This is a genomic window from Vibrio sp. 970 (assembly GCF_033339075.1).
In genome coordinates this window covers 145493-169167 of sequence record NZ_JAWOTW010000006.1, presented here as the reverse complement: position 1 = coordinate 169167, position 23675 = coordinate 145493, and the positions used below count along the sequence as shown (strand labels likewise).

At 45.6% G+C, this 23675-nt stretch carries 27 protein-coding genes; 8 read left to right on the top strand and 19 right to left on the bottom strand.

The annotated features are described in order from the left end of the window. Positions 1 to 45 precede the first annotated feature (45 nt). Positions 46 to 189: a hypothetical protein gene (locus R7Q11_RS11440; RefSeq protein WP_182039393.1), complete on the top strand. Its 144-nt coding sequence runs from the start codon at positions 46 to 48 to the stop codon at positions 187 to 189. Between the two features lie 39 nt (positions 190 to 228). Beyond that, the gene (locus tag R7Q11_RS11435; protein ID WP_170897463.1) at positions 229 to 543 is read left to right on the top strand and encodes an NIPSNAP family protein; all 315 of its coding nucleotides are present in this window, start codon (positions 229 to 231) and stop codon (positions 541 to 543) included. A gap of 40 nt (positions 544 to 583) precedes the next feature. Here R7Q11_RS11435 and fliJ read toward each other — a convergent pair whose 3' ends face one another. From fliJ to R7Q11_RS11345, 18 genes are all read right to left on the bottom strand, one after another. Then, positions 584 to 1027, bottom strand: coding sequence for a flagellar export protein FliJ (fliJ, locus tag R7Q11_RS11430; protein WP_005380474.1), 444 nt, complete (start codon positions 1025 to 1027; stop codon positions 584 to 586). A 6-nt stretch (positions 1028 to 1033) separates the two neighbouring features. Then, positions 1034 to 2353 carry a flagellar protein export ATPase FliI gene (gene fliI / locus R7Q11_RS11425; RefSeq protein WP_213904024.1) on the bottom strand — a complete coding sequence of 440 codons (1320 nt, stop codon included), beginning with the start codon at positions 2351 to 2353 and terminating at the stop codon, positions 1034 to 1036. A 3-nt stretch (positions 2354 to 2356) separates the two neighbouring features. Beyond that, positions 2357 to 3157, bottom strand: a complete 801-nt coding sequence (gene fliH / locus R7Q11_RS11420) for a flagellar assembly protein FliH (protein WP_005394317.1) — start codon at positions 3155 to 3157, stop codon at positions 2357 to 2359. Between the two features lie 71 nt (positions 3158 to 3228). Then, positions 3229 to 4284: a flagellar motor switch protein FliG gene (gene fliG / locus R7Q11_RS11415; RefSeq protein WP_005380470.1), complete on the bottom strand. Its 1056-nt coding sequence runs from the start codon at positions 4282 to 4284 to the stop codon at positions 3229 to 3231. After that, on the bottom strand, positions 4277 to 6019 hold the full coding sequence (fliF, locus tag R7Q11_RS11410; RefSeq protein ID WP_005380462.1) for a flagellar basal-body MS-ring/collar protein FliF: 1743 nt from the start codon (positions 6017 to 6019) through the stop codon (positions 4277 to 4279). Before fliF ends, fliG begins: the two co-directional genes overlap by 8 nt. A 14-nt stretch (positions 6020 to 6033) precedes the next feature. After that, positions 6034 to 6345, bottom strand: a complete 312-nt coding sequence (fliE, locus tag R7Q11_RS11405) for a flagellar hook-basal body complex protein FliE (RefSeq protein WP_005384482.1) — start codon at positions 6343 to 6345, stop codon at positions 6034 to 6036. Positions 6346 to 6467: 122 nt separating this feature from the next. Continuing rightward, entirely contained in the window at positions 6468 to 7877 is a 1410-nt protein-coding gene (locus tag R7Q11_RS11400; RefSeq protein ID WP_213886952.1) for a sigma-54-dependent transcriptional regulator, read from the bottom strand. A 36-nt stretch (positions 7878 to 7913) separates the two neighbouring features. Further along, a complete protein-coding gene (locus R7Q11_RS11395; protein ID WP_005380459.1) occupies positions 7914 to 8945 on the bottom strand; it encodes a sensor histidine kinase in 1032 nt (343 codons plus the stop codon). Between the two features lie 201 nt (positions 8946 to 9146). Further along, positions 9147 to 10613 (bottom strand): sigma-54 dependent transcriptional regulator, encoded by a 1467-nt coding sequence (locus R7Q11_RS11390; protein WP_005384490.1) that lies wholly within the window; start codon positions 10611 to 10613, stop codon positions 9147 to 9149. Positions 10614 to 10900: 287 nt separating this feature from the next. Beyond that, the gene (gene fliS, locus R7Q11_RS11385) at positions 10901 to 11311 is read right to left on the bottom strand and encodes a flagellar export chaperone FliS (RefSeq protein ID WP_005380457.1); all 411 of its coding nucleotides are present in this window, start codon (positions 11309 to 11311) and stop codon (positions 10901 to 10903) included. Positions 11312 to 11323: 12 nt separating this feature from the next. Next, positions 11324 to 11629, bottom strand: coding sequence for a flagellar protein FliT (locus tag R7Q11_RS11380; protein ID WP_005380456.1), 306 nt, complete (start codon positions 11627 to 11629; stop codon positions 11324 to 11326). A gap of 3 nt (positions 11630 to 11632) precedes the next feature. Continuing rightward, positions 11633 to 13627: a flagellar filament capping protein FliD gene (gene fliD / locus R7Q11_RS11375; protein WP_017635955.1), complete on the bottom strand. Its 1995-nt coding sequence runs from the start codon at positions 13625 to 13627 to the stop codon at positions 11633 to 11635. A 21-nt stretch (positions 13628 to 13648) separates the two neighbouring features. Beyond that, positions 13649 to 14083, bottom strand: a complete 435-nt coding sequence (flaG, locus tag R7Q11_RS11370) for a flagellar protein FlaG (RefSeq protein ID WP_225466448.1) — start codon at positions 14081 to 14083, stop codon at positions 13649 to 13651. A 92-nt stretch (positions 14084 to 14175) separates the two neighbouring features. Continuing rightward, positions 14176 to 15306 carry a flagellin gene (locus R7Q11_RS11365; RefSeq protein WP_005380449.1) on the bottom strand — a complete coding sequence of 377 codons (1131 nt, stop codon included), beginning with the start codon at positions 15304 to 15306 and terminating at the stop codon, positions 14176 to 14178. Positions 15307 to 15594: 288 nt separating this feature from the next. After that, the gene (locus tag R7Q11_RS11360; RefSeq protein ID WP_005382039.1) at positions 15595 to 16728 is read right to left on the bottom strand and encodes a flagellin; all 1134 of its coding nucleotides are present in this window, start codon (positions 16726 to 16728) and stop codon (positions 15595 to 15597) included. A 263-nt stretch (positions 16729 to 16991) separates the two neighbouring features. Continuing rightward, complete coding sequence (locus R7Q11_RS11355) at positions 16992 to 18131, bottom strand: flagellin (RefSeq protein WP_005380443.1); 1140 nt, start codon at positions 18129 to 18131, stop codon at positions 16992 to 16994. Positions 18132 to 18277: 146 nt separating this feature from the next. Beyond that, positions 18278 to 19180: a Dyp-type peroxidase gene (locus tag R7Q11_RS11350; RefSeq protein WP_054576281.1), complete on the bottom strand. Its 903-nt coding sequence runs from the start codon at positions 19178 to 19180 to the stop codon at positions 18278 to 18280. A 46-nt stretch (positions 19181 to 19226) separates the two neighbouring features. Continuing rightward, positions 19227 to 19712 (bottom strand): DUF2919 domain-containing protein, encoded by a 486-nt coding sequence (locus R7Q11_RS11345; RefSeq protein ID WP_025768263.1) that lies wholly within the window; start codon positions 19710 to 19712, stop codon positions 19227 to 19229. Positions 19713 to 19856: 144 nt separating this feature from the next. Between R7Q11_RS11345 and R7Q11_RS11340 the strand changes: the two genes are divergently transcribed. Beyond that, positions 19857 to 20210 (top strand): DUF2956 domain-containing protein, encoded by a 354-nt coding sequence (locus R7Q11_RS11340; RefSeq protein ID WP_225466447.1) that lies wholly within the window; start codon positions 19857 to 19859, stop codon positions 20208 to 20210. 3 nt (positions 20211 to 20213) lie between these two features. Beyond that, positions 20214 to 20546 carry a DUF4156 domain-containing protein gene (locus tag R7Q11_RS11335; protein ID WP_005380435.1) on the top strand — a complete coding sequence of 111 codons (333 nt, stop codon included), beginning with the start codon at positions 20214 to 20216 and terminating at the stop codon, positions 20544 to 20546. Between the two features lie 34 nt (positions 20547 to 20580). Here the strand turns inward: R7Q11_RS11335 and R7Q11_RS11330 are convergent, their stop codons facing one another. Beyond that, the gene (locus R7Q11_RS11330) at positions 20581 to 20868 is read right to left on the bottom strand and encodes a helix-turn-helix domain-containing protein (protein WP_005380433.1); all 288 of its coding nucleotides are present in this window, start codon (positions 20866 to 20868) and stop codon (positions 20581 to 20583) included. A gap of 291 nt (positions 20869 to 21159) precedes the next feature. Here R7Q11_RS11330 and R7Q11_RS11325 point away from each other — a divergent pair, with 291 nt between their 5' ends. Genes R7Q11_RS11325 through R7Q11_RS11310 form a run of 4 tightly spaced genes read left to right on the top strand, consistent with a single transcriptional unit; the run spans position 21160 to position 23578 of the window. Continuing rightward, complete coding sequence (locus tag R7Q11_RS11325; RefSeq protein ID WP_005380431.1) at positions 21160 to 21510, top strand: ArsC family reductase; 351 nt, start codon at positions 21160 to 21162, stop codon at positions 21508 to 21510. 18 nt (positions 21511 to 21528) lie between these two features. Further along, a complete protein-coding gene (gene dapE / locus R7Q11_RS11320; protein ID WP_225466446.1) occupies positions 21529 to 22665 on the top strand; it encodes a succinyl-diaminopimelate desuccinylase in 1137 nt (378 codons plus the stop codon). Positions 22666 to 22679: 14 nt separating this feature from the next. Beyond that, positions 22680 to 23378 (top strand): M15 family metallopeptidase, encoded by a 699-nt coding sequence (locus tag R7Q11_RS11315; RefSeq protein WP_225466445.1) that lies wholly within the window; start codon positions 22680 to 22682, stop codon positions 23376 to 23378. After that, positions 23375 to 23578, top strand: a complete 204-nt coding sequence (locus tag R7Q11_RS11310; RefSeq protein ID WP_225466444.1) for a DUF2897 family protein — start codon at positions 23375 to 23377, stop codon at positions 23576 to 23578. Before R7Q11_RS11315 ends, R7Q11_RS11310 begins: the two co-directional genes overlap by 4 nt. Positions 23579 to 23675: the final 97 nt, after the last annotated feature.

Below are 23675 nucleotides of genomic sequence, written 5' to 3'. Positions count from 1 at the left end.
CTGGCGGCAAACAAAGGTCAAAAAGACCCGACACTGACAGCTAAAATGCAAAAATCACACCACAATATTGAGCCAATTCTCGGTAAGCTAATAGATGGCATGTTTATGGAACAAACATCAACAGTACTATCCGAGAACCTGGTTTCTAACATGATGTACAGCTACTTGATTGACTTTGAAAAACGATAAGCGTAAACAGACATTTGACTTAACAATTAAGGAATCACTTTGAAGATCACAGAATTACGCCAATATAGAATCAGAGCAGGCAAAACAGAACAGTGGCTAAGTTGGATGAAGGAAGAACTGTTGCCCTATCAACGCTCACAAGGCATGCGTGTACTGAATACTTACGTCCACACTGGTGATGATGGACATGACTATTTTGTTTGGCTTAGAGAGTTCGACAATGAACAAGCACGCCAGGCTCTCTACGAAAAAACATACAACGAGTGGTGGGTTCACGAGATTCGACCGAAGGTATTTGAGCTAATTGAACAAGACTCAATCAAAGTTACCTTACTTGAATCGGTAGAGATGTAGTCAACTGCAACACCGTAATGCAATATCGAACCGATAACCTTTAGAAACGATGTGGTTTTCGACTGTAAAGTAAGGTGGAAAACTCGTCCATTTGCTTTTGTTCGCGCTTAGCTTCAGCAAGTTGTTTCTCTTTTTCGCGTTTGTCTATCATCCACTCATAGGATTTGCGTTCTTTACGCACGGTTAACCAATATTCTTTACAGTTTTCAACCTGCTCTTTGAAATGACTTTCTGCTTGCTTTTGCTTAGATAAAGTTTCATCTAGCTGGGTAAGGAATCGATTTAGGTGTCCATATTGACTTGCCGTTAGGCCCGCCTGACCACGGTCGACGAGTTGCTGGCAATAATCAAGCCGATACTTTTCAATTTGTTCAACCTGACGGTAATAATCTTCGAGTTCAGAACGCGCTTTGTTCAGTGCAAGCACAGCTTGGTCTTCACGATCCTTAGTTTGCTCAAGTAGAAACTCCATCGCATTATTCACGCGCTATCACCCACCCAAAATGTTTCTAAGCATATTGACGCACATATCGTATGGCACCGATTCTTTCATGCTCTGCTGCAAGTATTCGTCTAACTTCGGTTTCAAAGTAAATGCGCCATCAATAGCAGGATCGGTACCCGGTTTGTACGCTCCAATCGAGACCAAATCTTGATTCTTGCGACAAATAGACAAGACCTGTCGCACCGCTTTTGACATCAGAACGTGCTCTTCGGTCGTGATTTGCGGCATAACACGGCTCACCGACTTCTCGACATCAATCGCCGGATAATGGCCTGCATCCGCCATTTCACGAGAAAGTACAATATGGCCATCAAGAATGGCTCGCGATGCGTCCGCTATCGGATCTTGCAAATCATCCCCTTCGGTCAACACGGTAAAGAACGCCGTAATCGAGCCTTGTTCGGCACTTCCATTACCCGCTCGCTCAACCAGCGCTGGCAGCTTGGCAAATACAGAAGGCGGGTAGCCTTTCGTCGCTGGCGGCTCACCAACAGAAAGTGCGATTTCACGCTGTGCTTGTGCAAAACGAGTCAACGAGTCCATCAATAGCAGAACATCTAACCCTTGGTCCCTGAAGTATTCAGCAATCGTTAATGCCGTTTGGCACCCCTTTAAGCGCATTAGAGGTGAAGCATCGGCAGGCGCCGCGACCACCACTGAGCGGCGACGACCGTCCTCACCCAAGATCTCTTCGATGAACTCTTTAACTTCACGTCCACGCTCACCTATCAGGCCGACGACCACAACCTGTGCGGTGGTGCCTCGCGTCATCATGCCAAGCGTGACCGATTTACCCACACCAGAACCTGCAAACAGACCGATACGCTGACCTTTACCAACCGTCAACAAACCATTGATGGCTTTTAGGCCAACATCGAGCGGTTCAGAAATTGGCTTTCGAGCCAACGGGTTGATTGGTTCGGCACTAAAAGAGGCACGGTGATCGGTATACAAAGGGCCAAGTCCATCAAGTGGATTCCCAACCCCGTCTATCACGCGCCCAAGTAACTCCATGCCGACAGGCAAACCAGCGTCACTGGTTAAAGGGGTGACTCTCGCGCCAGGTAAAATGCCCGTAATTTGTTCGCTTGGCATTAAAAATAGGTTGTCACCTGAAAAGCCGACAACCTCGGCTTCCATCTGACCTGACATGGTTTCCACTAAGCATAAACTGCCAATTGGTGCGCGACAGCCGGTCGCTTCCAACGTTAACCCAACCACACGCACCAGTTTGCCAGAGGCGACAGGGCGCGTCGTAAGGCCTTCAACTTTGTAGCTTTTTAAGCGGTCAGAGAGTGCTTGCATGGATTACTCGCCCTCTTGATGACGGTTTGCGCCACAAAAGCTGTGCAATACGCTTTTGACGCGTTCTTCCATGCGATAATTAATGCTTGATTCACCGGCTTCAATCTGGACGTCACCTCGATTGAGCGATGGCTCAGCAACTAACGTCCAGTTGCGACAATTAAGGTCTTCTTCACCATAAGCTGAACGAATAATCGCGACATCTTCTGGATTCAGGTGCAAGGTAATAGGGTGGCCTGATATTGGTAGCGCTTCAACCGACTGCTTCACTGTATCTAAAATAATTTGAGGGTTGGTTTGTACTTCAACGTGCACCACTTCTTTAACTAAACAGAGCACCATATCCACCAGCTGCTTTTCAACCTGAGCATTCATCAACTCCAAAGGTTGAGCAAACTGATTGGCCAAGTTCATAAAAGTTTCAACTTGCTGCTGAATGTATTCTTGCCCTGCAGTTACCCCTTCAGCTTTTCCGAGCTCGAGACCTTCAGCATGGCCGGCTTGCAACCCTTCTTCTTTACCTTTGTCGTAACCTTGCTTAAAGCCAGCTTCCTGACCTTGATGTAAGCCTTCTTGATAAGCACCTTGCTTAATCAGTTCAATTTGCTCTTCGGTTAGCGCAAGTGGCTGCTCTTCTTCAGGCTCATCAAAATTCGGCACCCATCCCGGGTCATAGTTGAACGCGGTTTGTTTTGCTTGTTTGGCTTTAGGCTCGCCATAATCAGGCAGCCCCCAACGTTGAGGTTCGATCATCGAATCATCTTCATCAGGACGGATAAATCCACGTTTTCTATCGCCAGCCATGGGTTACCTATTGTGTGTTCGATTAAGAAGTGAGGGTGCTCCGCAATAGGATAATTGCGAAGCAATAGAAATTATAAGAATTCGTCAGCACCGCCAGACAACATGAGCTCACCAGCATCCGCCATTCGACGGGCAATTGCTAAGATTTCTTTCTGAGCGGCTTCTACATCTGCCACTCGTACTGGCGGCATCGCTTCTATGTCATCACGCATCATATCAGCAGCACGTTTAGACATGTTCTTGAAGACTTTCTCACGTAACGAGTCATCTGCACCTTTGAGTGCTTTTTGCAACACGTCTTGTGGTACGTCACGCAGCAACTTCTGAATACCTTGGTCGTCCACCTCGACTAAGTTTTCGAAGACAAACATTAGGTCTTGGATTTGCGTCGCCATGTCTTCGTCCTGATCGCGAATTTGTTCCATCAACAAACCTTCGACGTTGTTGTCTAGGTAGTTCATGATCTCCGCTGCTGCTTTCAGGCCGCCAATTTTGGCTGCTTGTGCACCCGCTTGACCCGCGAACTGTTTCTCCATGATTTCGTTCAACTCTGCCAATGCTGATGGCTGAACTTCTTCAAGGTTGGCAATACGCATCATCAGATCCAAACGCACGCGCTCAGGGAACTGAGACAAAATCTCTGCAGATTGGTCTGCTTCTAAATAAGACAGTACGATAGTTTGAATCTGTGGGTGTTCATTGACGATAATGCTCGCCACTTGGCGTGGGTCCATCCATTTCAAAGAATCCAAGCCTTTTGAGCCCGTACCAAGTAGGATCTGGTCAACTAAGTTGTTGGCTTTGTCTTCACCAAGAGCGGCAACCAGTGCATTACGCATAAAGTCTTCACTGCCCATACCAATGTTGGTGTATTTCTGGATATCCTCCAAAAACGCACGATGAACAGCAGATACCTTGTCTTGGCTGAGATCCTTCGCGCGAGCCATCGCACTACCAACACGCTGAACCTGTTTTGGTTCTAGGTGACGGATAATGCCAGCTGCATCTTGTTCATTAAGGCTCAGTAGCAAAATTGCCGCTTTTTCTTCGCCAGTAATGGTTGAAACATCCAGCTCTACTGGCATTCCCGCGGCGTTGTCATCTTGAGGTACGATATCGTTAGCCATTGTCATTCATCCAGTTTTTCACTACTTGAGCAGCCAGTTCAGGTTCATTCGCAACCAGAGCGCGAACCGCTTTCAATACATCTTCATCTTTATGAAGGTTTGGCAAATCAATACTTGAGCCAAACTCGAACAGTTCGCTGCTTTCGATGTCACTACCAATCAAGCTAGTTTCACCATCCGCACCAATCGGCAAGCCGTCTGGTCCGTACATTTCGTCTTCATCATCGCTGGTAGGGTTAAGCAATTTCTTCATTGCTGGGCGAACCAGAACCAACACAACCACAATAATCACTAATGCACTTGCGAACCAACGAACCCAATCACTGAAGTTAGGGTGCTCCCAAATTGGTGGTTCTTCTAGCTGCTCAGCCTCTGGCTCAGCAAACTTTACACTCAATACATTCAGCAAATCGCCACGGCCTTGATCAAAGCCAACGGTACCAATTAATACTTGGCGAATGGCATTGATTTCAGATTCGGACATTGGGGTATAAGTCACTTCACCCGTATCAGGGTTAACTTGACGACGGTCTTTAATCGCAACAGAAACGGTCTGACGAGCCACCGTCCCGGTCTGCTTTCGCTCGTGGCTGATGGTGGTATCTAGCTCAAAGTTACGCGTGGACTCTTTACGAACTGAACCCTGCCCCATGACAGAACCATCTTTCATTTGAGCCACATCTTGCGGAATTGAGGCATCCGCTGGAGGCTGATTACTCAACGCACCCGGAATACCCGCTACCATGTTACCGTTATTGTAATCTTCGAGTGCGTACTCACTGCGGGTCGCAGGGGTGTTTGGATCAAAGCGTTTGCGGGTTTGTTCAACCGCACTGAAGTCCATTTGGATATCAACCTGCGCCGTATAGTTGCCATAACCTAAAATCGGTAATAGTACGGAATCAATTTTTTCGCGCAGCGCTTGCTCTTGGCTGCGTTCTAATTCTTGTTCTTTGCGTCGCGCCGCAGAAGCAGGATCTTGGGAGCCTGAGCTGAGTAAGCGGCCATGCTGATCTGTGACGGTAATTCGAGAAGTTTTCATTCCCGGCACGGCACTCGCTACCATGTCGACAATAGAATCCACTTCTTGCTGCTTAAGGTTCGTGCCTGTCGACAATGTCAAAAATACCGACGCAGACGCTTCTTGGTTATGACGCACAAACACGCTGTGCTTTGGCAGTGCCAATAACACTCGTGCTTTGCGAACTTGCTTCATTTCTTCAATTGCTTGAGCCAATTGGCGCTCTCGACTGAGTTTGAGACGCTCTTGCTCGAGACGTTGTGAAACACCAAAACCCATGTCTTGCAGCAAAATATCATCGCCCGCTTCTGTAGCTTGGTTAACGCCGGAACGAACCATGCCAAGTTTGATCGAGTTGTACTCACTCGATTCAACAGAAACAGTATTGCCATCAAGCTTATAATTGATTTTCTGCTGGTCCAGATAATCCAGAACGGGGATCAATTCTTCGGTCTCATACGCACCAAGTGGGCGCATTTCCGGTTCTTTGACCCAAAAGAACAGCATCACGATCAATGCAACACAGATGGATATCGACAGCACAAGCACAACCTGACGAAGTAAATCGAGGTCGCCCACTGCCATATCGAATTTTGACGCACTGCGCTCCTCTAGATCTGGATTTTGACTCTCCACATCCACATCGGAACTTGCTACCAGTGCACCATCTGAGCCGCCTTCAGTGACGGTTAAATCTGTAGACTTGTCTGCCACACTTATTACCTAAATTACACTGGCATGTTCATGAGGTCTTTATATGCCTCAACGAGTTTATTGCGAATTTGAACCGTCGCATCAAAAGCGACACTAGACTTGTTACGAGCGATCATAACGTCAGAAAGGGATACATCGGCATCACCACGATCAAAACGGGTTTGTAAATCACCAGATGCTTTTTGAAGTGTGTTCACGTTATTGATGGCTTTAGTTAGGAGATCGTTAAAATCCGCTCCAACTTTCGCCCCACTTGCAGTAGGAGCCGTATTGGTTGCTTCTACCATCATGGCGCGCATTTCTGCCTGAATACCATCAATTTTCATTAGCACCTCTAAGCCAAAAGATTGACTATTAACAAAACTGATTATTGACACAGCAATTAACGTGCCATAAGACATTAGCAATCAATTTACTTACACTTTTTGTCTTATGGCCGTTGTCTGTGTTAATTCGGGATATCTATACCAGCATCACGCATTTTGGCAAGCTTATAGCGCAAGGTTCGAGGGCTTATACCCAGTTTCTCCGCCATTTCTTTGCGTCGACCATTACACTCAACCAAAGTCTCTAAAATAATGGCGTATTCTTGATCGCGCAGCTCGCTGCCTAAGCCTTCTCCACCAGTTACGGGGCGGCTGACATTCTCAGCTTGCGCAACTGGCTTAACATTGGGCACGACCATATCTGCATTTTGCACCACGTGTTGTAAGCTATTGGCATCTTGCCAATCTACGCCCTCAAGCAAAATGTGCTCAGCATCGATGTCGCCATTTTCACTTAATATCAGCGCTCGTTGAACCACGTTATCCAATTCACGAACATTACCCGGCCAAGGGTATTGCAATAGTTTTTCTAACGCAACGGTCGAGAATTGAGGCACTGGCATGCCCATTTTGCTGCAATGACGCTCAGCAAGATGCTTGGCAAGCGGTGCAATATCGCCTTTACGTTCTTTAAGTGCAGGCCACGCAATTGGGAATACATTCAGGCGGTAATATAAGTCCTCTCTGAAGTTTCCTTCTGACACGTATTGCTTAAGATCACGGTTACTCGTCGCTAACACACGAACATCTAACTTGATGCTTTTGCGACTACCTAGGCGCTCTACTTCTCGCTCTTGCAAAACACGCAACAACTTCGCTTGCAGGTTCAAGTCCATCTCACTGATTTCATCAAGTAAGATTGTGCCACCTTGTGCTTGTTCAAACTTTCCTGGGCATGCCTGAACAGCACCAGTAAATGCGCCCTTTTCATAGCCAAACAGTGTTGCTTCGAGCATATTGTCAGGAATCGCGGCACAGTTAATTGCGACAAAAGGACCATTTTTACGATTTGACGCGTTGTGAATATAGCGCGACATCACTTCTTTACCTGAGCCACTAGGACCTAGCACCATAACATTCGCATCTGTACGTGCCACTTTATCGGCCAACGCAAGTAGACGCAGACTTTTTTCATCTGCCACGACCGCGTCACCATTGTCATCGCTTTTGATCGGTGCATATCGACTGACCATGTTCAGCAATACTTCTGGTGCAAATGGTTTCGCCATGTAGTCAATCGCGCCATCTTTCATTGCAGACACGGCATCTTCAATGTTGGCGTACGCCGTCATTAGCAATACTGGTAAGTTAGGCCAATTCTGCTTGATGCTTTTGAGCAGAGCTAAGCCACCCATACCCGCCATTTGCACATCAGAAACGACGATATCAACCGTATTCGATTTCAGCTTTAACAGTGCATCTTCAGCACAGTCCGCTTCCAACCACTCATACCCTGCCAGAGCCAGAGTATCGACTAGGGCTTCACGAAGACCTTCATCGTCTTCTACGATCAGCACTTTGCTTTGCGCCATTATGATTCTCCAGAAATTGTTATTACCAAAAGCCGCTTATTGCGCTTCTGTTTGCACTCGCTCTAGCGGAATGCACATGGTGAAGCAGGCTCCATCACCCTGCTCTGAAATAAGTTCCAATCGACCGTCATGGGCACGGCAAACCATTTGAACAACTGCCAACCCTAATCCAGTTCCTTGAGAACGTGTGGTAAAAAATGGCTCCATAATTTTGGCTTGCAGTTCTTCGGGCACTCCCGGTCCGCTGTCTTGCACAGAAATGCGTAACTCACCATTTACCGGGCGGAAAAAAATATCGACTTGCGATTCTTTACCAGACATTTGAATCGCATTCATGACCAGATTACTTAATGCGGATGCAATGGCGTTCGCATTGCCTAGTAGCTCAGTTTGTTCTTCTTCCACTTCTAGGCAGTAATCAATACTGTTGTTTTTTAGCGCGGTTTCGACCATCGGCTGATATTCCGCTACCAACTGGGCAATCGTAAATGGCTTAATGACCTTATTATCACCACCTTTAGCAAAAAGCAGCATATCATTAACCTGCTTTTCCAAATCGTGCAGTCGATCCATTAATTTGGTTTGGAAGCGATCTTTTGTCGCTGGAGGAAGATTTGGCGCTCCCAAATTGGATGCATATAACATAGCGCTCGACAGCGGCGTTCTTACTTGGTGAGCAAGCGACGCAACCATACGTCCTAACGACGATAAGCGCTGTAAATCACTGACACGAGCTTGAAGTAAACGGGTTTCGGTTAAATCGGTAATCAGGATCAATTGACCTGTTGTGGACGCCGAGATGGCGAGTCGAACTTTACGGCCATTACGTAATGAAACTTCATGGCCATCATCTTCACGTGGGTCAAACACCGCCTGAATAACGTTGAACCATTTTTCGTTAACCAGTGGAATCTCAAGAATTCGGTGCGCTTCTGGATTTGCTTCACGCACTACTCCGTACGTATCGAGCAAAATCACTCCAGCAGGCATCACATCGAGCACCTGTTTGTAGCGCTCAACCTGATTCTCTACGGAATCTAAATGGGATTGATTGGTGTTGTTATCCATTACTGCCTGTCGAAATATCGCCGCTAAAACTAAAATAGCTTGGTAAGCAATTAGCGTACCAAGCTATTTTTTATATTTATCAGGACGTTAAGCCATCGACAATAAGTTGACACTCAGAGGTAACGGTTTTGGATGCCAGAAAAACGATGTTAACTAGCACAAGTGATAATTCAGATATCGTCTTAAAAAACTTCACTTTACCTAGCGCTGTAAGTTGTACTTACGCATTTTTTCCACCAGCGTAGTACGTCGCATACCCAGCATGTCGGCCGCTCTTGCTACAACACCACCCTGCGCTTCTAATGCTTGGCTGATCATATTAACTTCTAAATCAGCCAGCAGCTCTTTCAAATTAACCCCTTCCGGTGGCAGCGCTTGCGGGGCGTTCATGCTGTGATCAAGGTCGTCTTGATCTTCAAAGCTAAAATCTTCAGAGAAGATATCTTGGAATACATCACGCTCTTGCTCTTCCACCGAAACAAATGGATTGCTCTCTGGTTGGAACTCTGGGATGTCACTGTAGCGATATTTGGTTGGTAGATGGTTTACATCCACCAAGCTATTTGGATACAGAATAATCATTCGCTCAACAAGATTAGCCAACTCGCGTACGTTGCCCGGCCAGTTATGCTCCATCAGTGAGTTGATTGCACGAGGTGTAAAGCAGATAGGTTGTCCGCCTTCCGCCTCTAAACGTGTCATCAGTTCTTGCAGCAGCAATGGTATATCTTGTTTGCGCTCTTTCAGCGCTGGCATCTCAATTGGAAACACGTTCAGACGATAGAACAAGTCTTCTCGGAACGTACCTTCTTCAATCATATTTTCTAGATTACGGTGTGTCGCCGCCACAACTCGAACATTTACCTTGATGGTACTATTGCCACCTACACGTTCAAAGCAGCGTTCTTGCAATACACGAAGCAACTTTACTTGCATCGACATTGGCATATCGCCAATCTCATCAAGAAAGATAGTGCCACCGTCTGCGAGCTCAAATCGACCTTTACGGGCAGTTAACGCACCAGTAAACGCGCCTTTTTCGTGACCAAATAATTCGCTTTCTAGGAGCTCAGGCGGTATTGCACCACAGTTAATAGGTACAAATGCGCCATCGCGGTATGAAGAGTGATAGTGGATGTTACGCGCAACAACTTCTTTACCTGTACCGGACTCACCTAAGATCAACACGTTTGCTTCCGTGTTTGATACTTGCTCGATCAGGTGTCGAACTTCTTGAATACCTCTACTTTGACCAACTAAGCTGCGAAAAAGCGTGTTTTTGCGTGCACTAGCAACAACATTCACTCCTTTTCGCCCCAGAAAATCTTTGCAGTGGCGTAACGCTTCACTAAGCTGTGGGTAATTAAGCGGCAGCTCTAGTTCACCAACAAAATTTGGAAGATCATCAACAGGCAAAGGAAAACGGCCCATGACTAGAAGAGGGATGTGGTAAGCGCTGTTTAAATGAGAGATAACCGTACTCGCCGCTTGACCTGCTGGAATATTACCAACAATACAGCACGACCATACGCTAGACCAATCAACATCGCTGAGCTGATCAGAACTGACCGCTTCGCAATTTTCTCCAACAAATTCCAATATATTGCTTAAATTTAAACGACTTGATGCGTCATCATCAATTACAAGCAGCTTTGCCAAACCATGCATAAGTAAGAATGATTGCCTTTATTTTAGGTGCGTTGCGGCCAAACCTTGATTTGCGCAATTGGGTGCTAAAGAAGGCAGAACCACCACACTCAATTTACGATAGACAAAATAGGAAAATCAGCAACAAAAAAGCCATTAGGGCTACTAATGGCTTCTATTTTATTTGAATATAAAAATAAGGCAACCAAGCAATGGAGAGGTGTGAGCTTGATAGAAACTTTGCTACACAACTCGTTGCGCAATTGACAAATATATTCGTCTAGTATCTTAACGCATTGTTTTGACTATTAAATACCAACTTCAGCAGCGGTAAGATTATGAAACTCTGTTGGGATTTGGTCCCAAGCGGACTTGATCTCACGGATAATGTCGATAACGTCGTCGATCAGCTGAGGCTCATTTTGATGGTTAGCAGCAGAAATTTGCGTGATCATAAACTCATACAGTGAATCTAAGTTTGAAGCAATATCACCACCGTCATCCATAGATAGACAGCTGCGTAGCGCGATAATGATGTCTAACGCTTTACCCAAGCGCTCACCTTTTGCTGGAATATTGCCTGCTTGCATGGCTGCTTTACCTTGAATAAGGCGCTCAATCGCACCAGCCATAAGCATTTGAATGACTTTGTGCGGAGAAGCCGCGCTAAGCTGGCTGTCGACTGATACCTTTTTGTATGCTTGCAAAGAACCGCGCATAGTAATCCTCTTTTAAATAAATTTTTTGTACTGCTGAAGTGAACGCTGGCCATAACGAAACTTATGGAGCTCTTTTCCGACCTTTGACGTTTCCGATTGCATCAGCTCGACAATTCTTTTGGTACGAGTTAGCAATGCTTGCCACTCTGCATCCTGCTTAACCAAAGGATTTTGATGAATAATTGGTAACAGGTTTTGCAATAACCGTTCCCTGATATCGACCAAGCGAAGAATTTCTTCAGCATTAAAATCAATTTTTTCTAATTCTTGCGTAATTAGTTGATCTATATCACTAATTTCCATGAGTTCTTTTTGCATTTATTAACCCAACGCACTCATCAAAGCGCCTAACTGGCCCTGCATTTTACCGGTCGCATCTTGCATCGCGGTAAACTTCGCATGAGTACGCTTCTCTAGGCTTTCCATGCGGCGATCTAATGCCGCTTGATCGTCACTCAAACGGTAGTTTTGTTCTGTGAGACTTTTTTCTCGAGTACGAATACTGCCTGTAATACCTGTGATACCGTGAATCGCATCTTCTACTCGTTTAGCAAAACCTGTGTTGCCACCGAAGAACTTTTCTAACTCGTTGAAGTTATTGTTCAACTGGCGGTCTAGCATGTCATAATTGATTTCTAGGGTGCCTTGACGTGTGGTCGTAATGCCAAATTCTGTTAAGGACTTTAGGTTTTCAGGCGCCTTATCGATTCGAGTAGAAAAGACCGATTTTAATCGTGAATCTGCACTGCGTACGGTGCTGTCACCTGACAACGGCCCTTTTTGACCAGTTACCGGATCCACACTCGCCAACGCTTGGGAGGTTTGATAAAACGAGTTATACGCTGCCACAAAGTTTTCGATATCGTTGCGTACACTTTGACGGTCGTACTCGACACCAATTTCAGCAGGCGGTTTATTCGGTTCTGATTTGCCTTTTAGTGTTAAATCAACACCTTCGATCGCATCTTCAATCACATTGTTGTGGCTAGATAGCTTTGCCACGCCATCAAGCAGAACTTCTGAATCTTGCCCTGCTTGTACTTCTGTCATTCCAAGGTATTGTTCAAAAGCAGATTGTGCCTTTGCGATTTTCGCTTCTGCTTCATCAATTTTTTCCAGACGCTCACGTTCTTGAGGATCAAGTTTAGCGCGATGAATTTGCTTAGCTTGCGCTTCGGAAAGTTCACCACGTGCCACTTTTTCGTCTAACGCTTGCTTTTCACTCGCAATTTTTTGCTCGATTTCCGCTTTTTCTTGCTCAAGAAGCTGCTTAGCCTCTTTCGTCGTAACGTAAGAATCGGTTAGGGTGCCCGATGCGGCATTATTCCAGCCTGGTACATCTGGTGCCTTCTCTATTGCCTTTTCGTCGAGTTCGAGCTCTGGTTCTTCATAAGAGTCCAACAAAGTACCTGACGCAGTTTCTGTCCACCCTGGAATTCTGTCTTCAGGGCGTAAACTCGCGCGTCGGTTGGCTTCATCAATGGCTTCTTGACCAGCTTTGGCTGCTTCTGCACCCGCCGCAGAGATTGGCGCTTGCGATGCATCATCTTGTACATCGTCTGCCGCTTTTTGCTCTTCTGGAGGTAGAGGATTGCCGTTTGCATCCAGCTCTTCTGCTGGTTGTTCCGGAAATTTAAGAGGACCTAAGACATCTTCCGCCGCTGAACGAGCTTCTTCAAGCGCGTTGACGCGGTCTTCAAGTGTTTGGTATTCGAAATATTTAAGAGGGTTGCCTTTTTCTGCCTCCACACTGACTCTGATTTGATGATCCTTACCAGAGAGGTTAGAAGCAAGGATAAGGCGTGGACCTTCGACGTCGTTAATAAGAGATGCACGAACGCCAGGGTTATCTTTAGCGCCATTGATGCCACGTACGACATCGATGAGCTTAGATCGGGAACGAACATCGATATTAAAACGCTCATCACCAAGCGAAATCTGCAGCTTACCAGGGCCAAATTTTGCGTCTTCTGGCAATACGTCAGAAGCGACTTTATGGCTCTGAGCAAGCTGCAACACATCGATAGCATATTTGCCAGCGATAGCATCTGTGGTTGCCGTGGCAGATACGATATTGTCATCGGTCGTTTCGACAGTGCGAACGGCAAATGCTTTCTCCTGACGAAAGTTCGCCATGAGATTTTTCATCGTATCCAATGATTCTCTGAGTCGTCCGTAAGCACTGATACTGGCATTAATTGTCGTGCGTTCGTTGTCGATGCGTTGCTGCTTTGGTACGCGTTCGGCATCCACAATTTTGCTGACCATGGAATTAATATCCATGCCGCCAGACATCCCCAAAGGGCCTAAACTCATCAAATCACCTCTAAAAACGACTTACACTTTTTCAGTCAACAACCCGCTGTTGGCTGTGTGCTCAGCTAGGCGACGCAATACCACTAGCATTTCTTCATCAGGAATTTGACGAATCACGTCACCGGTATTGGCTTCATAAATCGTCACCACATCTCGTCCGGATTCTTCATCCACTCGAAATGCGACTCCTTTGTTTATGGACGTTACAAATTCATTCATTTGTGCGACCAATTTTTCACGTTCTTCTTTGTTCAGTTCTTGACGGCTTTCAGCCATCTCGATCGCAGCTTGAACAGAGAAGTCGTATTCGGTGTTTTTCGCTTTTTGCGGCGAAATCTCACCATTTGAACTTGCTGGGCTAGACGTGCCTATATCATTGCCATTTTTATTTGCAAACTTTGTGCCATTTGGCGTGCCGTAAGGCTGGATGTTCGATGCGTAGGAGGATATATCCATTACAATCTCCCTTCCACCTTATGGGCTAACGATAGAATCTATCGCTTTGGTGCCCCAGCACTAAGGTGTTGACCTCAGGCTGGGTTTACCACTTAGCCCAACAAGCTTAGCGCTGCAGATGGAGACTGCTTCGCTTGAGCCAGGATTGAAGTACTTGCTTGCTGAAGAATTTGCGACTTAGTCATCGCAGTGGTTTCCTTCGCGTAATCAGTATCTTTAATACGGCTTTTAGACGCGTTAACGTTCTCGTTAATGTTGTCTAGGTTGCTGATTGCGTGGTTGAAGCGGTTTTGGAAAGCACCGAGTGAAGCTCGTTGGCTGTCTACGGACTTAAGAGCGCCGTCGATAACCGCTACTGCTTCTTGAGAGCCAGCTACTGTGGTTACGTCGATGTCTTTCACTGTTACGTCTTTCGGACCACCAAAGCCGATCTCGTCTGCTAGGTTGCCAGAAAACTCAACATCACCTTCAACTTTTTGAGAAGAAGCAAATACTTGTAGTTTGCCATCTTCGCCAACAGAGGCTTTTACATCATCGTTTTGACCGTTGATGTATGTCGCTAGCTGTTCAATATCATCGCCTTGCTTAGCGCTGATTGATAGCTCTTTCTCTTCACCCTGCTTGTTGGTGTAGCTCATTTTGAACTCTGTTTTCTCACCAACAGTCCAAGATGCGTCTTTACCCTCTTCTGCTGCGTAGCTCTTACCACCCATTGCTGAAGTGTCTGAGCGTAGGTTACCCATAGAAAGCATCACTGCTTCACCTGAGTCCGCACCGATTTGGAAAGATTGAGTACCGTAAGTACCGTTTAGAAGCTTGTTACCACCGAAAGAGGTAGTTTCAGCAATACGGTTTAGCTCGTCGTTTAGCGCTGTTACTTCTTCTTGGATCGCTACACGTTCTGCTTTTGAGTTAGAGCCGTTCGCCGATTGAAGCGAAAGATCACGCATACGTTGTAGGATGTTGGTAGATTCATTCATTGCACCTTCAGCAACCTGTGCAATAGAAATACCGTCGTTTGCGTTTTTCACTGCCATGTCTAGGCCACGGCTTTGTGCATTCAAGCGGTTTGAAATCTGTAGACCTGCAGCATCGTCTTTCGCGCTATTGATTTTATAACCCGAAGACAAACGCTCCATTGATTTTTGTTGACCGTCAGCTGCCTGGTTTAGGTAACGCTGTGCAGTCATCGCAGAAACGTTAGTATTAACGTTAATCGCCATAATTGATCTCCTTAAGGCTTTAGTGAATGTACCGTCGTGTCTCTCACCTCACTTAGGTACATCTCATTTCTCTCAGTCCCTTTAACGGCGACCGATGAATATCCTTTAGAAGAAATTTTCAATTTTTTGCGATTATTTTCTTTGGCTTACTGAAATGTGATGAAGCTCTAATGTCGTGATTCGCAGAAATCCTGGGGGCCCAAAAGACAGAAAAAAACCCAGCCGAAGCTGGGTTTACTCGCTCATCTCTCACCACGAGCCAATGAGGTTCTCGTCTTAGGTTTGAAATTAACCTAGCAGACTTAGCGCTGAGTTTGGCGCTTGTTTCGCTTGCGCAAGGATTGAGCTTGACGCTTGCGATAGAATTTGTGATTTGGTCATTGCCGTCGTTTCTTTCGCGAAATCTGTATCTTTGATACGGCTCTTCGACGCATTCACGTTCTCGTTAATGTTGTCCAAGTTACTGATTGCGTGGTTGAAACGGTTCTGGAAAGCACCCAGCTCTGCGCGGTGGCTATCTACGTATTTCAATGCCGCATCGATGATAGCAACAGATTCTTGTGCGCCACCAACTGAGGTTACGTCGATAGTATCTACCGTTACTTTTTTACCTTCGCCCAAACCTAGCTCACCAGATAGGCCGCCTGAAAACTCGACTTCGCCTTCGACTTTGTTGTTGCCAGCAAAGATTTGCAGTTTACCGTCTTGGTCTACAGAGGCTTTCACTAGGTCAGTTTGACCGTTAATGTAAGTCGCAAGCTCTTCGATATCGTCACCCGCTTTTGCGCTGATGTTGATTTCTTGCTCTTGGCCGTAGCTGTCCGTTAGGTTGATTTTTAGGTCGTTCTTACCTTGGGCAACGTTCCAGTCTTTACCTTTACCACTTTCAGCTTGGTAGCTCACACCGCCCATCATTTTGTTGTCTGAACGCATGTCTTTTAGCTCAAGCATCACTGCTTCACCGTTATCCGCACCGATTTGGAACGATTTCGCACCGTGTGTGCCGTTTAGTAGCTTGTTACCACCGAAAGAAGTGGTTTCTGCGATACGGTTTAGTTCGTCGTTTAGCGCGGTCACTTCTTCTTGAATCGCAACACGTTCTGCTTTCGAGTTTGAGCCGTTTGCTGATTGCAGAGACAAGTCACGCATACGTTGAAGAATATTAGTGGTCTCATTCATTGCACCTTCAGCAGTTTGTGCAATCGAGATACCGTCGTTCGCGTTGCGAACTGCTACATCCAAACCACGGCTTTGTACGTTCAAACGGTTCGAGATTTGTAGACCCGCAGCGTCATCTTTTGCGCTGTTGATTTTGAAACCCGAAGACAAACGCTCCATAGAAGTTTGTTGAGCTGAGTTTGCGTTGTTTAGGTAACGCTGAGCGGTCATCGCTGATACGTTAGTGTTTACATTCACTGCCATGGTGATTTCTCCAATTGATTTTCCGGTGTAGCGGTTTCCGACGTCTCGGAAAACCAAGTAGTTCTCTCAAAGTTACTTTTATTAACGGCGCATGCCCTGTTTTCTTTAGAGAAAATTTTGGATTTTTTTGAAAATAATTCGTTTGGAGGGGTAATCGTGACAAAGCGGATAAAAAAGCAAAAAAACTTTCATTTTTCGCTAAAGCTTCTTTTCGAATTGTCGATACAGGCAGGTTTTGCGTTAAATTCGGGCAAGGCCGTTCATCAGCCAAGCAAGGTCAATGCTAGGTTTGGCGCTTGTTTTGCTTGCGCCAGAATAGAAGTACTGACCTGTTGTAAAATCTGTTGCTTCACCATTTGCGTAGTTTCTTTGGCATAGTCAGTGTCTTGGATACGACTGTTGGAAGCGGCTAAGTTTTCGTGGATGTTATCGAGATTATTGATCGCGTGATTAAAGCGGTTTTGATACGCGCCTAACTCCGCACGACTGCCATCTACCGTTTTCAAAGCATCATCTAAAATGCCGACCGCCATCTGAGCGCCACCGACCGTGCTAATATCAATACTATCTACCGTTCTATTTACGGTGACATACTTGCCAAGTTCTAACTCATCAGCCAGGCCACCACTGAAGGTTGGTCCAGGGTATTTTATGGCGTCCTTGTGGGACATGAGTAACTGCAGTTGCCCCTCTTCATTAACAGACGCTTTCACTTTATCGGTCTGCCCGTTAATATAAGTCGCGAGTTCTTCTATATCGTCGCCAGCTTTAGCTTCAATACGGATCTCCTGCTCTTCAAAATTGTTATCACGGTAGCTGATAACAATTTCATTATTTCCGTTTTGAACCGTCCAATCTGAACTGACTCTTTGATATGAGCTCATTGAAAAGCTACCTAAAGATTCCGGCTGCATGGTCCGCAGGCCAATTTGTACCGCTTCACCAGCCGTTGCACCGATTTGAAAAGACGATGTACCGAATGTGCCATTCAGCAATTTACGTCCACCAAAAGATGTGGTTTCTGCAATACGACTTAACTCATCATTTAAAGCAGAGACTTCTTCTTGCAGTGCAGTGCGCTCCGCTTTGCTGTTTGAACCGTTAGCTGATTGAAGCGACAAATCACGCATACGTTGCATAATGTTAGTCACTTCATTCATCGCCCCTTCGGCGGTTTGCATTATAGAAATGCCGTCATTCGCGTTACGTACCGCGACATCCAAACCACGCATTTGCGATTGTAGACGGTTGGAGATTTGCAGACCCGCCGCGTCATCTTTTGCGCTGTTAATACGTTTCCCTGAAGACAAACGCTCCATGGATTGGTTCAGCATGTCAGTTGCACTGGTCAAATGACGCTGTGCGACGAGTGCTGCCACATTGGTATTAACGGTGATCGCCACGAGACACAGACTCCAAATAAATTAAGGCTTTGGATACTTATCGACCAAGTAACAGAAAAGTTTAGTGTTTTTTGAAAAGAGATTGGAATAGAAATAGAAAACAAAAGCCCTCTAATTGGAGGGCTTAAGAAATAAAGTCTGAGAACTTACTTGATGGCTAGCTCTGCGAGCATTTCTTGCGAAGGAGCGAAAAAGTACGCACCTGTTACCGCTGTTGTGAAACGAAGCATTTGGTCTGTTTTACCATCTGTTACGCCGTACATACTTTCTAGCATCACTTTAATGTTATGAAGTGTATTGCAGTAAGAGATGAACAACAGACCGTGAGCTCCGGTCACCGTCCCGTATGGTAAGCTGTGGCGAACAATCTTCAAACCTTTACCTTCTTCTTTGATATCAACCCGACCAACGTGCGACGCAGCAGGAACATCTTCTAGCTCGATAGAGTCTGGTTTGGTACGACCAATCACTTTTTCTTGCGCTTTGACATTCAATCGATTCCAAGCGGCAAGGTTATGTTCAAAGCGCTGAGCCATAACATAACTGCCTCCAGCAAATGGGCCCTCTTTTACTAGAGCCACATCAGCGCGAGCCTCCCCTTTCGGGTTTTCTGTGCCATCAATGAAGTCTGTCATATCACGAGCATCAAGGTAACGGTACCCATATGTTTCGTCCACAATGGTGACATCTTGTGCCGTCTCTTCTAGGAACTTACGCAACACGTAAAAATGCAAGTCGTGACGAGTCGAGTGACAGTGAATAAGCACATCTACGTCTGTTGCAGGAGCAACGATGTCACCTTCGCCAAGTTGAGTAAAATCAATAAGCTCTTCTGGCGCGTCTACATTAAGGTGTTCCCAAAACGATTTTGTGAATGCGATAGAAAGCGTCAGCGCAGCACCTGGCTGGGTAATGTTTAACTCTTCCACCAACTTTGGCAGTGCTTTCAGTTTTTCTAATACGTTTTCACGGTTTTGGTTCACTTTGAGTTGAGTGTACAGTGCAAATGGCCCGGCTTCTGGCACGATCGCCGTTTGAGCTTGTGACATTGAGGTTTCCTCTATTACTTTGCCCCAGAGTGGGAAGTTATTGTTTTTAATTCTTTGAATGCTGCTGTTCATCGTGCGCCAATTGTGGCACATGAAAACAGTCTTTTACCCATCTTCCATTTAGAAGATAGATCATAAACCAAGCTAATAAGGTAATGGTAAGGGCGTTTGCCCAATTAAACACTCCATGTTCTAGGTACACATGATACATGGTCTGAGCAAGTTGAATACCGCACAAGATCAAAGTGATCTCGCGACCATAGCGAGTAATTCTGTTTACCCATCCTCTGTCGGGATGACGAAGCCCCATTAACCACATAAGAAGCAAACTTGGAATGCCCATCGCCAAACCTAAATACAACGTACTTGAATCTGGGTAAACAATAGCGAGTAGCTTACTGCCACTATCACGACTTACACCAGCCATGGCAAACACCACCCATGAACGCACAAGAAACATCCATCCCACCCATAAAATGATCGGCGCCTTTAAAAATCCATGAGCGTCATATTGGTCAAACGAATAGCGCACAACATCTTCTTCTTTATGTGATAAAAACGTCACTTTAACCTATCGTTTCAGAGTTGCAAGCCAACAAAGATGAGAACTGAAGTTCATTTCAGCACCTTACACAGGTAAACTAAACAAAGATTTACAGCGACGTTGATGAGAAACATGAAAAAAAGAACTCCTACCACCCCTGTGCCTTCTCAAGAAACTCAAGCCGAAGCGATGAGAATTGCCAAATCCACGCAGAAACCGGGGCAAACCAAAGAGCAAACCAAACTCATCGCTCAAGGTATCGAAAAAGGCATCGCGCAATATAAGAAACAACAAAAAGAGCGCAACCGCCAAGCCGATAAAGCGAAGAAAAAACAGCAACGTGAAAAACAACGTCAGCATGAAGAGATTATCGAACAAGACAATATCACCGACAATGCGCCAAACCATTCATCAAGCAAACTGCCTTGGACACTACTTGTTCTGAGCTGGATTGGCTTTGCTGCTTACATAGTATTGGGGAAATAGCTAATGAAACGCCTGTTACTTGGACTTTTTGTCGTGCTTCTAACGGGTTGCACGATGCCTTCTCACCTTACTCATGCTCAAAGTCAAGATGTTCATATTCGCATTGACGCGCAATTCGACCCTGAGCGATGCGAATACAAAGGCGAAGTCACCGGAAGTGAAGGCCATTGGTATAACTACATTTTCATGACTAATGACGCGATGATGCAAGGCGCGATGAACGATTTAAAAAACAATGCAGCGGCTATCGATGCGGACACCGTTTTTATGGTTTCCCCACAAGATTTTATCACTTCATTTAGCGTACTGGGTTCCGCCTACCGCTGCAATGGATGAGGCCTGAATATGAAAAAAGCCAGCAATTGCTGGCTTATGCACGAAATCCAAGACTGCTAGCGATATCTCTCTCCCGCTCTAGAACCCATTGGCTATCAAAAGGCCCCCAATCTGAAAGTTGATAATAGCCGTCATTATGACGTCGGCCATCTTGAACGAATATGAGTTCAATGCCGATCCCAGGTAACGCCTTGAGTACATCTTGAATAGTACGACGAGGCCACCCCGTTTTTTCGATCAACTTTGGCACATTCGGCCTTTCTAGGTTTTCCACCAACAAGGCCAAATATAGCCGCCTTGCAAAAACAGGACTCAATTCCATTGACACCTCCTAAAATTGTGCTGATTCATTATTTCGTTTTTGCTCAGCGAGGTGTTGCGTTTGATCAATAACTCGACTTTTCCATTTGATTTAGACGAATTTTTATTCGATTTATAGCGCATTCATCGTAAATAAGTTATGTGACATTAGTTATCTCAATCTATCTGAAAATATTTTCCACCGCATTTTGTCAGTTTGATTGCTTCTTGATAGGATGCTTTAACAGCCCAAATCACTTAAGTGCGTCTTAACCGCGCCAGTGAAAAATAGAACAAAGAAAAAGGAAAGACTATGTCGATTACCATGTTTGGTATTCCCAACTGCGATACGATCAAAAAAGCCAAGAAATGGTTAGAAGCCGAGGATATTGCTTACGACTTCCATGACTACCGTAAGCAAGGCATTGATGCAGAAATGGTAAGTGAATTTTGTCGCGCTTTAGGTTGGGAACAGGTGCTCAATAAACGTGGCACAACCTACCGCCAATTAGCGCAAGAGCAGAAAGACACACTTAACGAGGAAAACGCCATCGCTCTTTTGGTAGAAAACCCTGCGATGATTAAACGCCCAATTTTAAAAGTGAATGATCAACTTCATATCGGTTTTAAAGCTGATCAATACGCTAGCATTTTCAACTCTTAAATAAAGGAATACTCAAGGATGACAGACAGTCCAGTATTGGCACTTGCTAAAGATCTGATCAGTAGACAGTCCGTAACGCCGGAGGACGCAGGTTGTCAGGATTTGATGATCGAGCGCTTAAAAGCACTCGGGTTTGAAATTGAAGTGATGGTATTTGAAGACACCACGAACTTCTGGGCTCGACGTGGTTCAGAAGCGCCGCTATTTGCGTTTGCTGGCCACACCGATGTGGTACCAGCTGGCAAATTGGAACACTGGAATACACATCCGTTTGAACCGACCATTATTGATGGTTACTTGCATGGCCGCGGCGCAGCTGACATGAAAGGGTCGCTAGCTGCTATGGTCGTTGCTGTCGAACGCTTCGTTGAAGAAAACCCAGACCACAAAGGCTCAATTGGCTTTTTGATTACGTCAGATGAAGAAGGGCCATTTATCAATGGTACCGTTCGCGTTGTAGAAACGTTGATGGAACGTGGTGAGAACATCGATATGTGTATTGTTGGTGAACCATCCAGCACCGACGTGGTTGGCGATGTAGTGAAAAATGGACGCCGTGGATCCATCACTGGTGATTTAACGGTAAAAGGAACACAAGGTCACGTGGCCTACCCTCACCTAGCCAGCAATCCAGTGCACGAGTCTCTACTCGCGATTCATGAACTCGCGACGACAGAATGGGACAAAGGGAATGATTACTTCCCACCGACTAGTTTCCAGATCCCGAATGTATCGGCTGGCACTGGTGCGTCTAACGTTATTCCTGGCGAGTTCCATGTTCAGTTCAACCTACGTTTTAGTACTGAGCTTAACAATGACGCAATTGTTCAGCGTGTTACCGAAACATTGGACAAGCATGAGCTGGACTACGACCTAAAATGGACATTCAACGGTGACCCATTCCTGACCGATACGGGCGCACTGCTAGACGCGGTTGTAGCTGCTGTGGCCGAAGTCAATGATACGAAGCCAGAGCTACTTACAACTGGCGGTACTTCTGATGGTCGTTTTATTGCTCGAATGGGAGGTCAAGTCGTAGAGTTAGGCCCTGTTAACGCTACGATTCATAAAGTGAACGAGTGTGTGAAAGTCGACGATCTTGAAAAGTTGACGGACATGTACGAAAACACGTTGAAACACCTATTGGCGAAGTAATCAGCGAGAACACAATGACATCAGAGCAACTCACCGGAATCACTGATTCCCATCTTCAATCCACACTAGTGGGGCAAAAGGCATTTATGCTTCACCCTAAAGTAGTCAATGACTTATTGAAGATGATTAATGCCGCAACCGAAGCAGGTTTCAAAATGGAAATCGCCAGTGGTTTTCGTGACTTTAATCGCCAAAAATCCATCTGGAACGGGAAGTTTTCTGGTGAGTTGCCAATTCTCGACATCAACTCCCGCCCTTTGAATAAAGCAAAGTTAAATGACGAAGAGAAATTGATGGCCATTTTGCGCTGGTCGGCATTGCCCGGAGGAAGTCGTCATCATTGGGGTTGTGATTTTGATGTCTATGCGCGCAATTTATTGCCTGCTGACACCAAACTCAAGTTGGAACCTTGGGAGTATCTTGAAGGCCACCAGCAGGCGTTCTACCAATGGTTAAAAGCCAACCTTGGTCGGTTCGGTTTCTTCTTCCCTTATCAGCATGATTTAGGTGGCGTTTCGATTGAGCCTTGGCACATTAGTCACCGCGCTGTCGGGCAGCAATGCCTCGAGCAGTTGACGCTTGATGTACTCAGAAGCCAGTTGATTAAACAAAATCAGACCGACAACATTGCAGGGATTGACGTCATACTGAATAATTTGGATAACGTCGTTGCCAAATTTATTCACAATATCACGCCGCCGGAGGCTCTATGATAGAAATACTAACCAATCCTTGGGTCATTATTATTGTAGTGTTGAGCGTGGTCATTGGTAATATTGCCGCACTCAAATATACCGCAAAAATGAAGTTTAGTCAGATGGATAAAAGCCGTAAGAACGATTTAGATAAGCTGAACACATTGGATAAACAGCGCTACGCTGAAGAAGATAAAAACAAAAACGAGCCTCGTTAGTTACTCACCAGCTTCATCTCGACACATTTAATCTAAACATCAAAAAAGGGACCACTAGGTCCCTTTTCTATCATTAAGTAAACACGCCGCGTTAAGC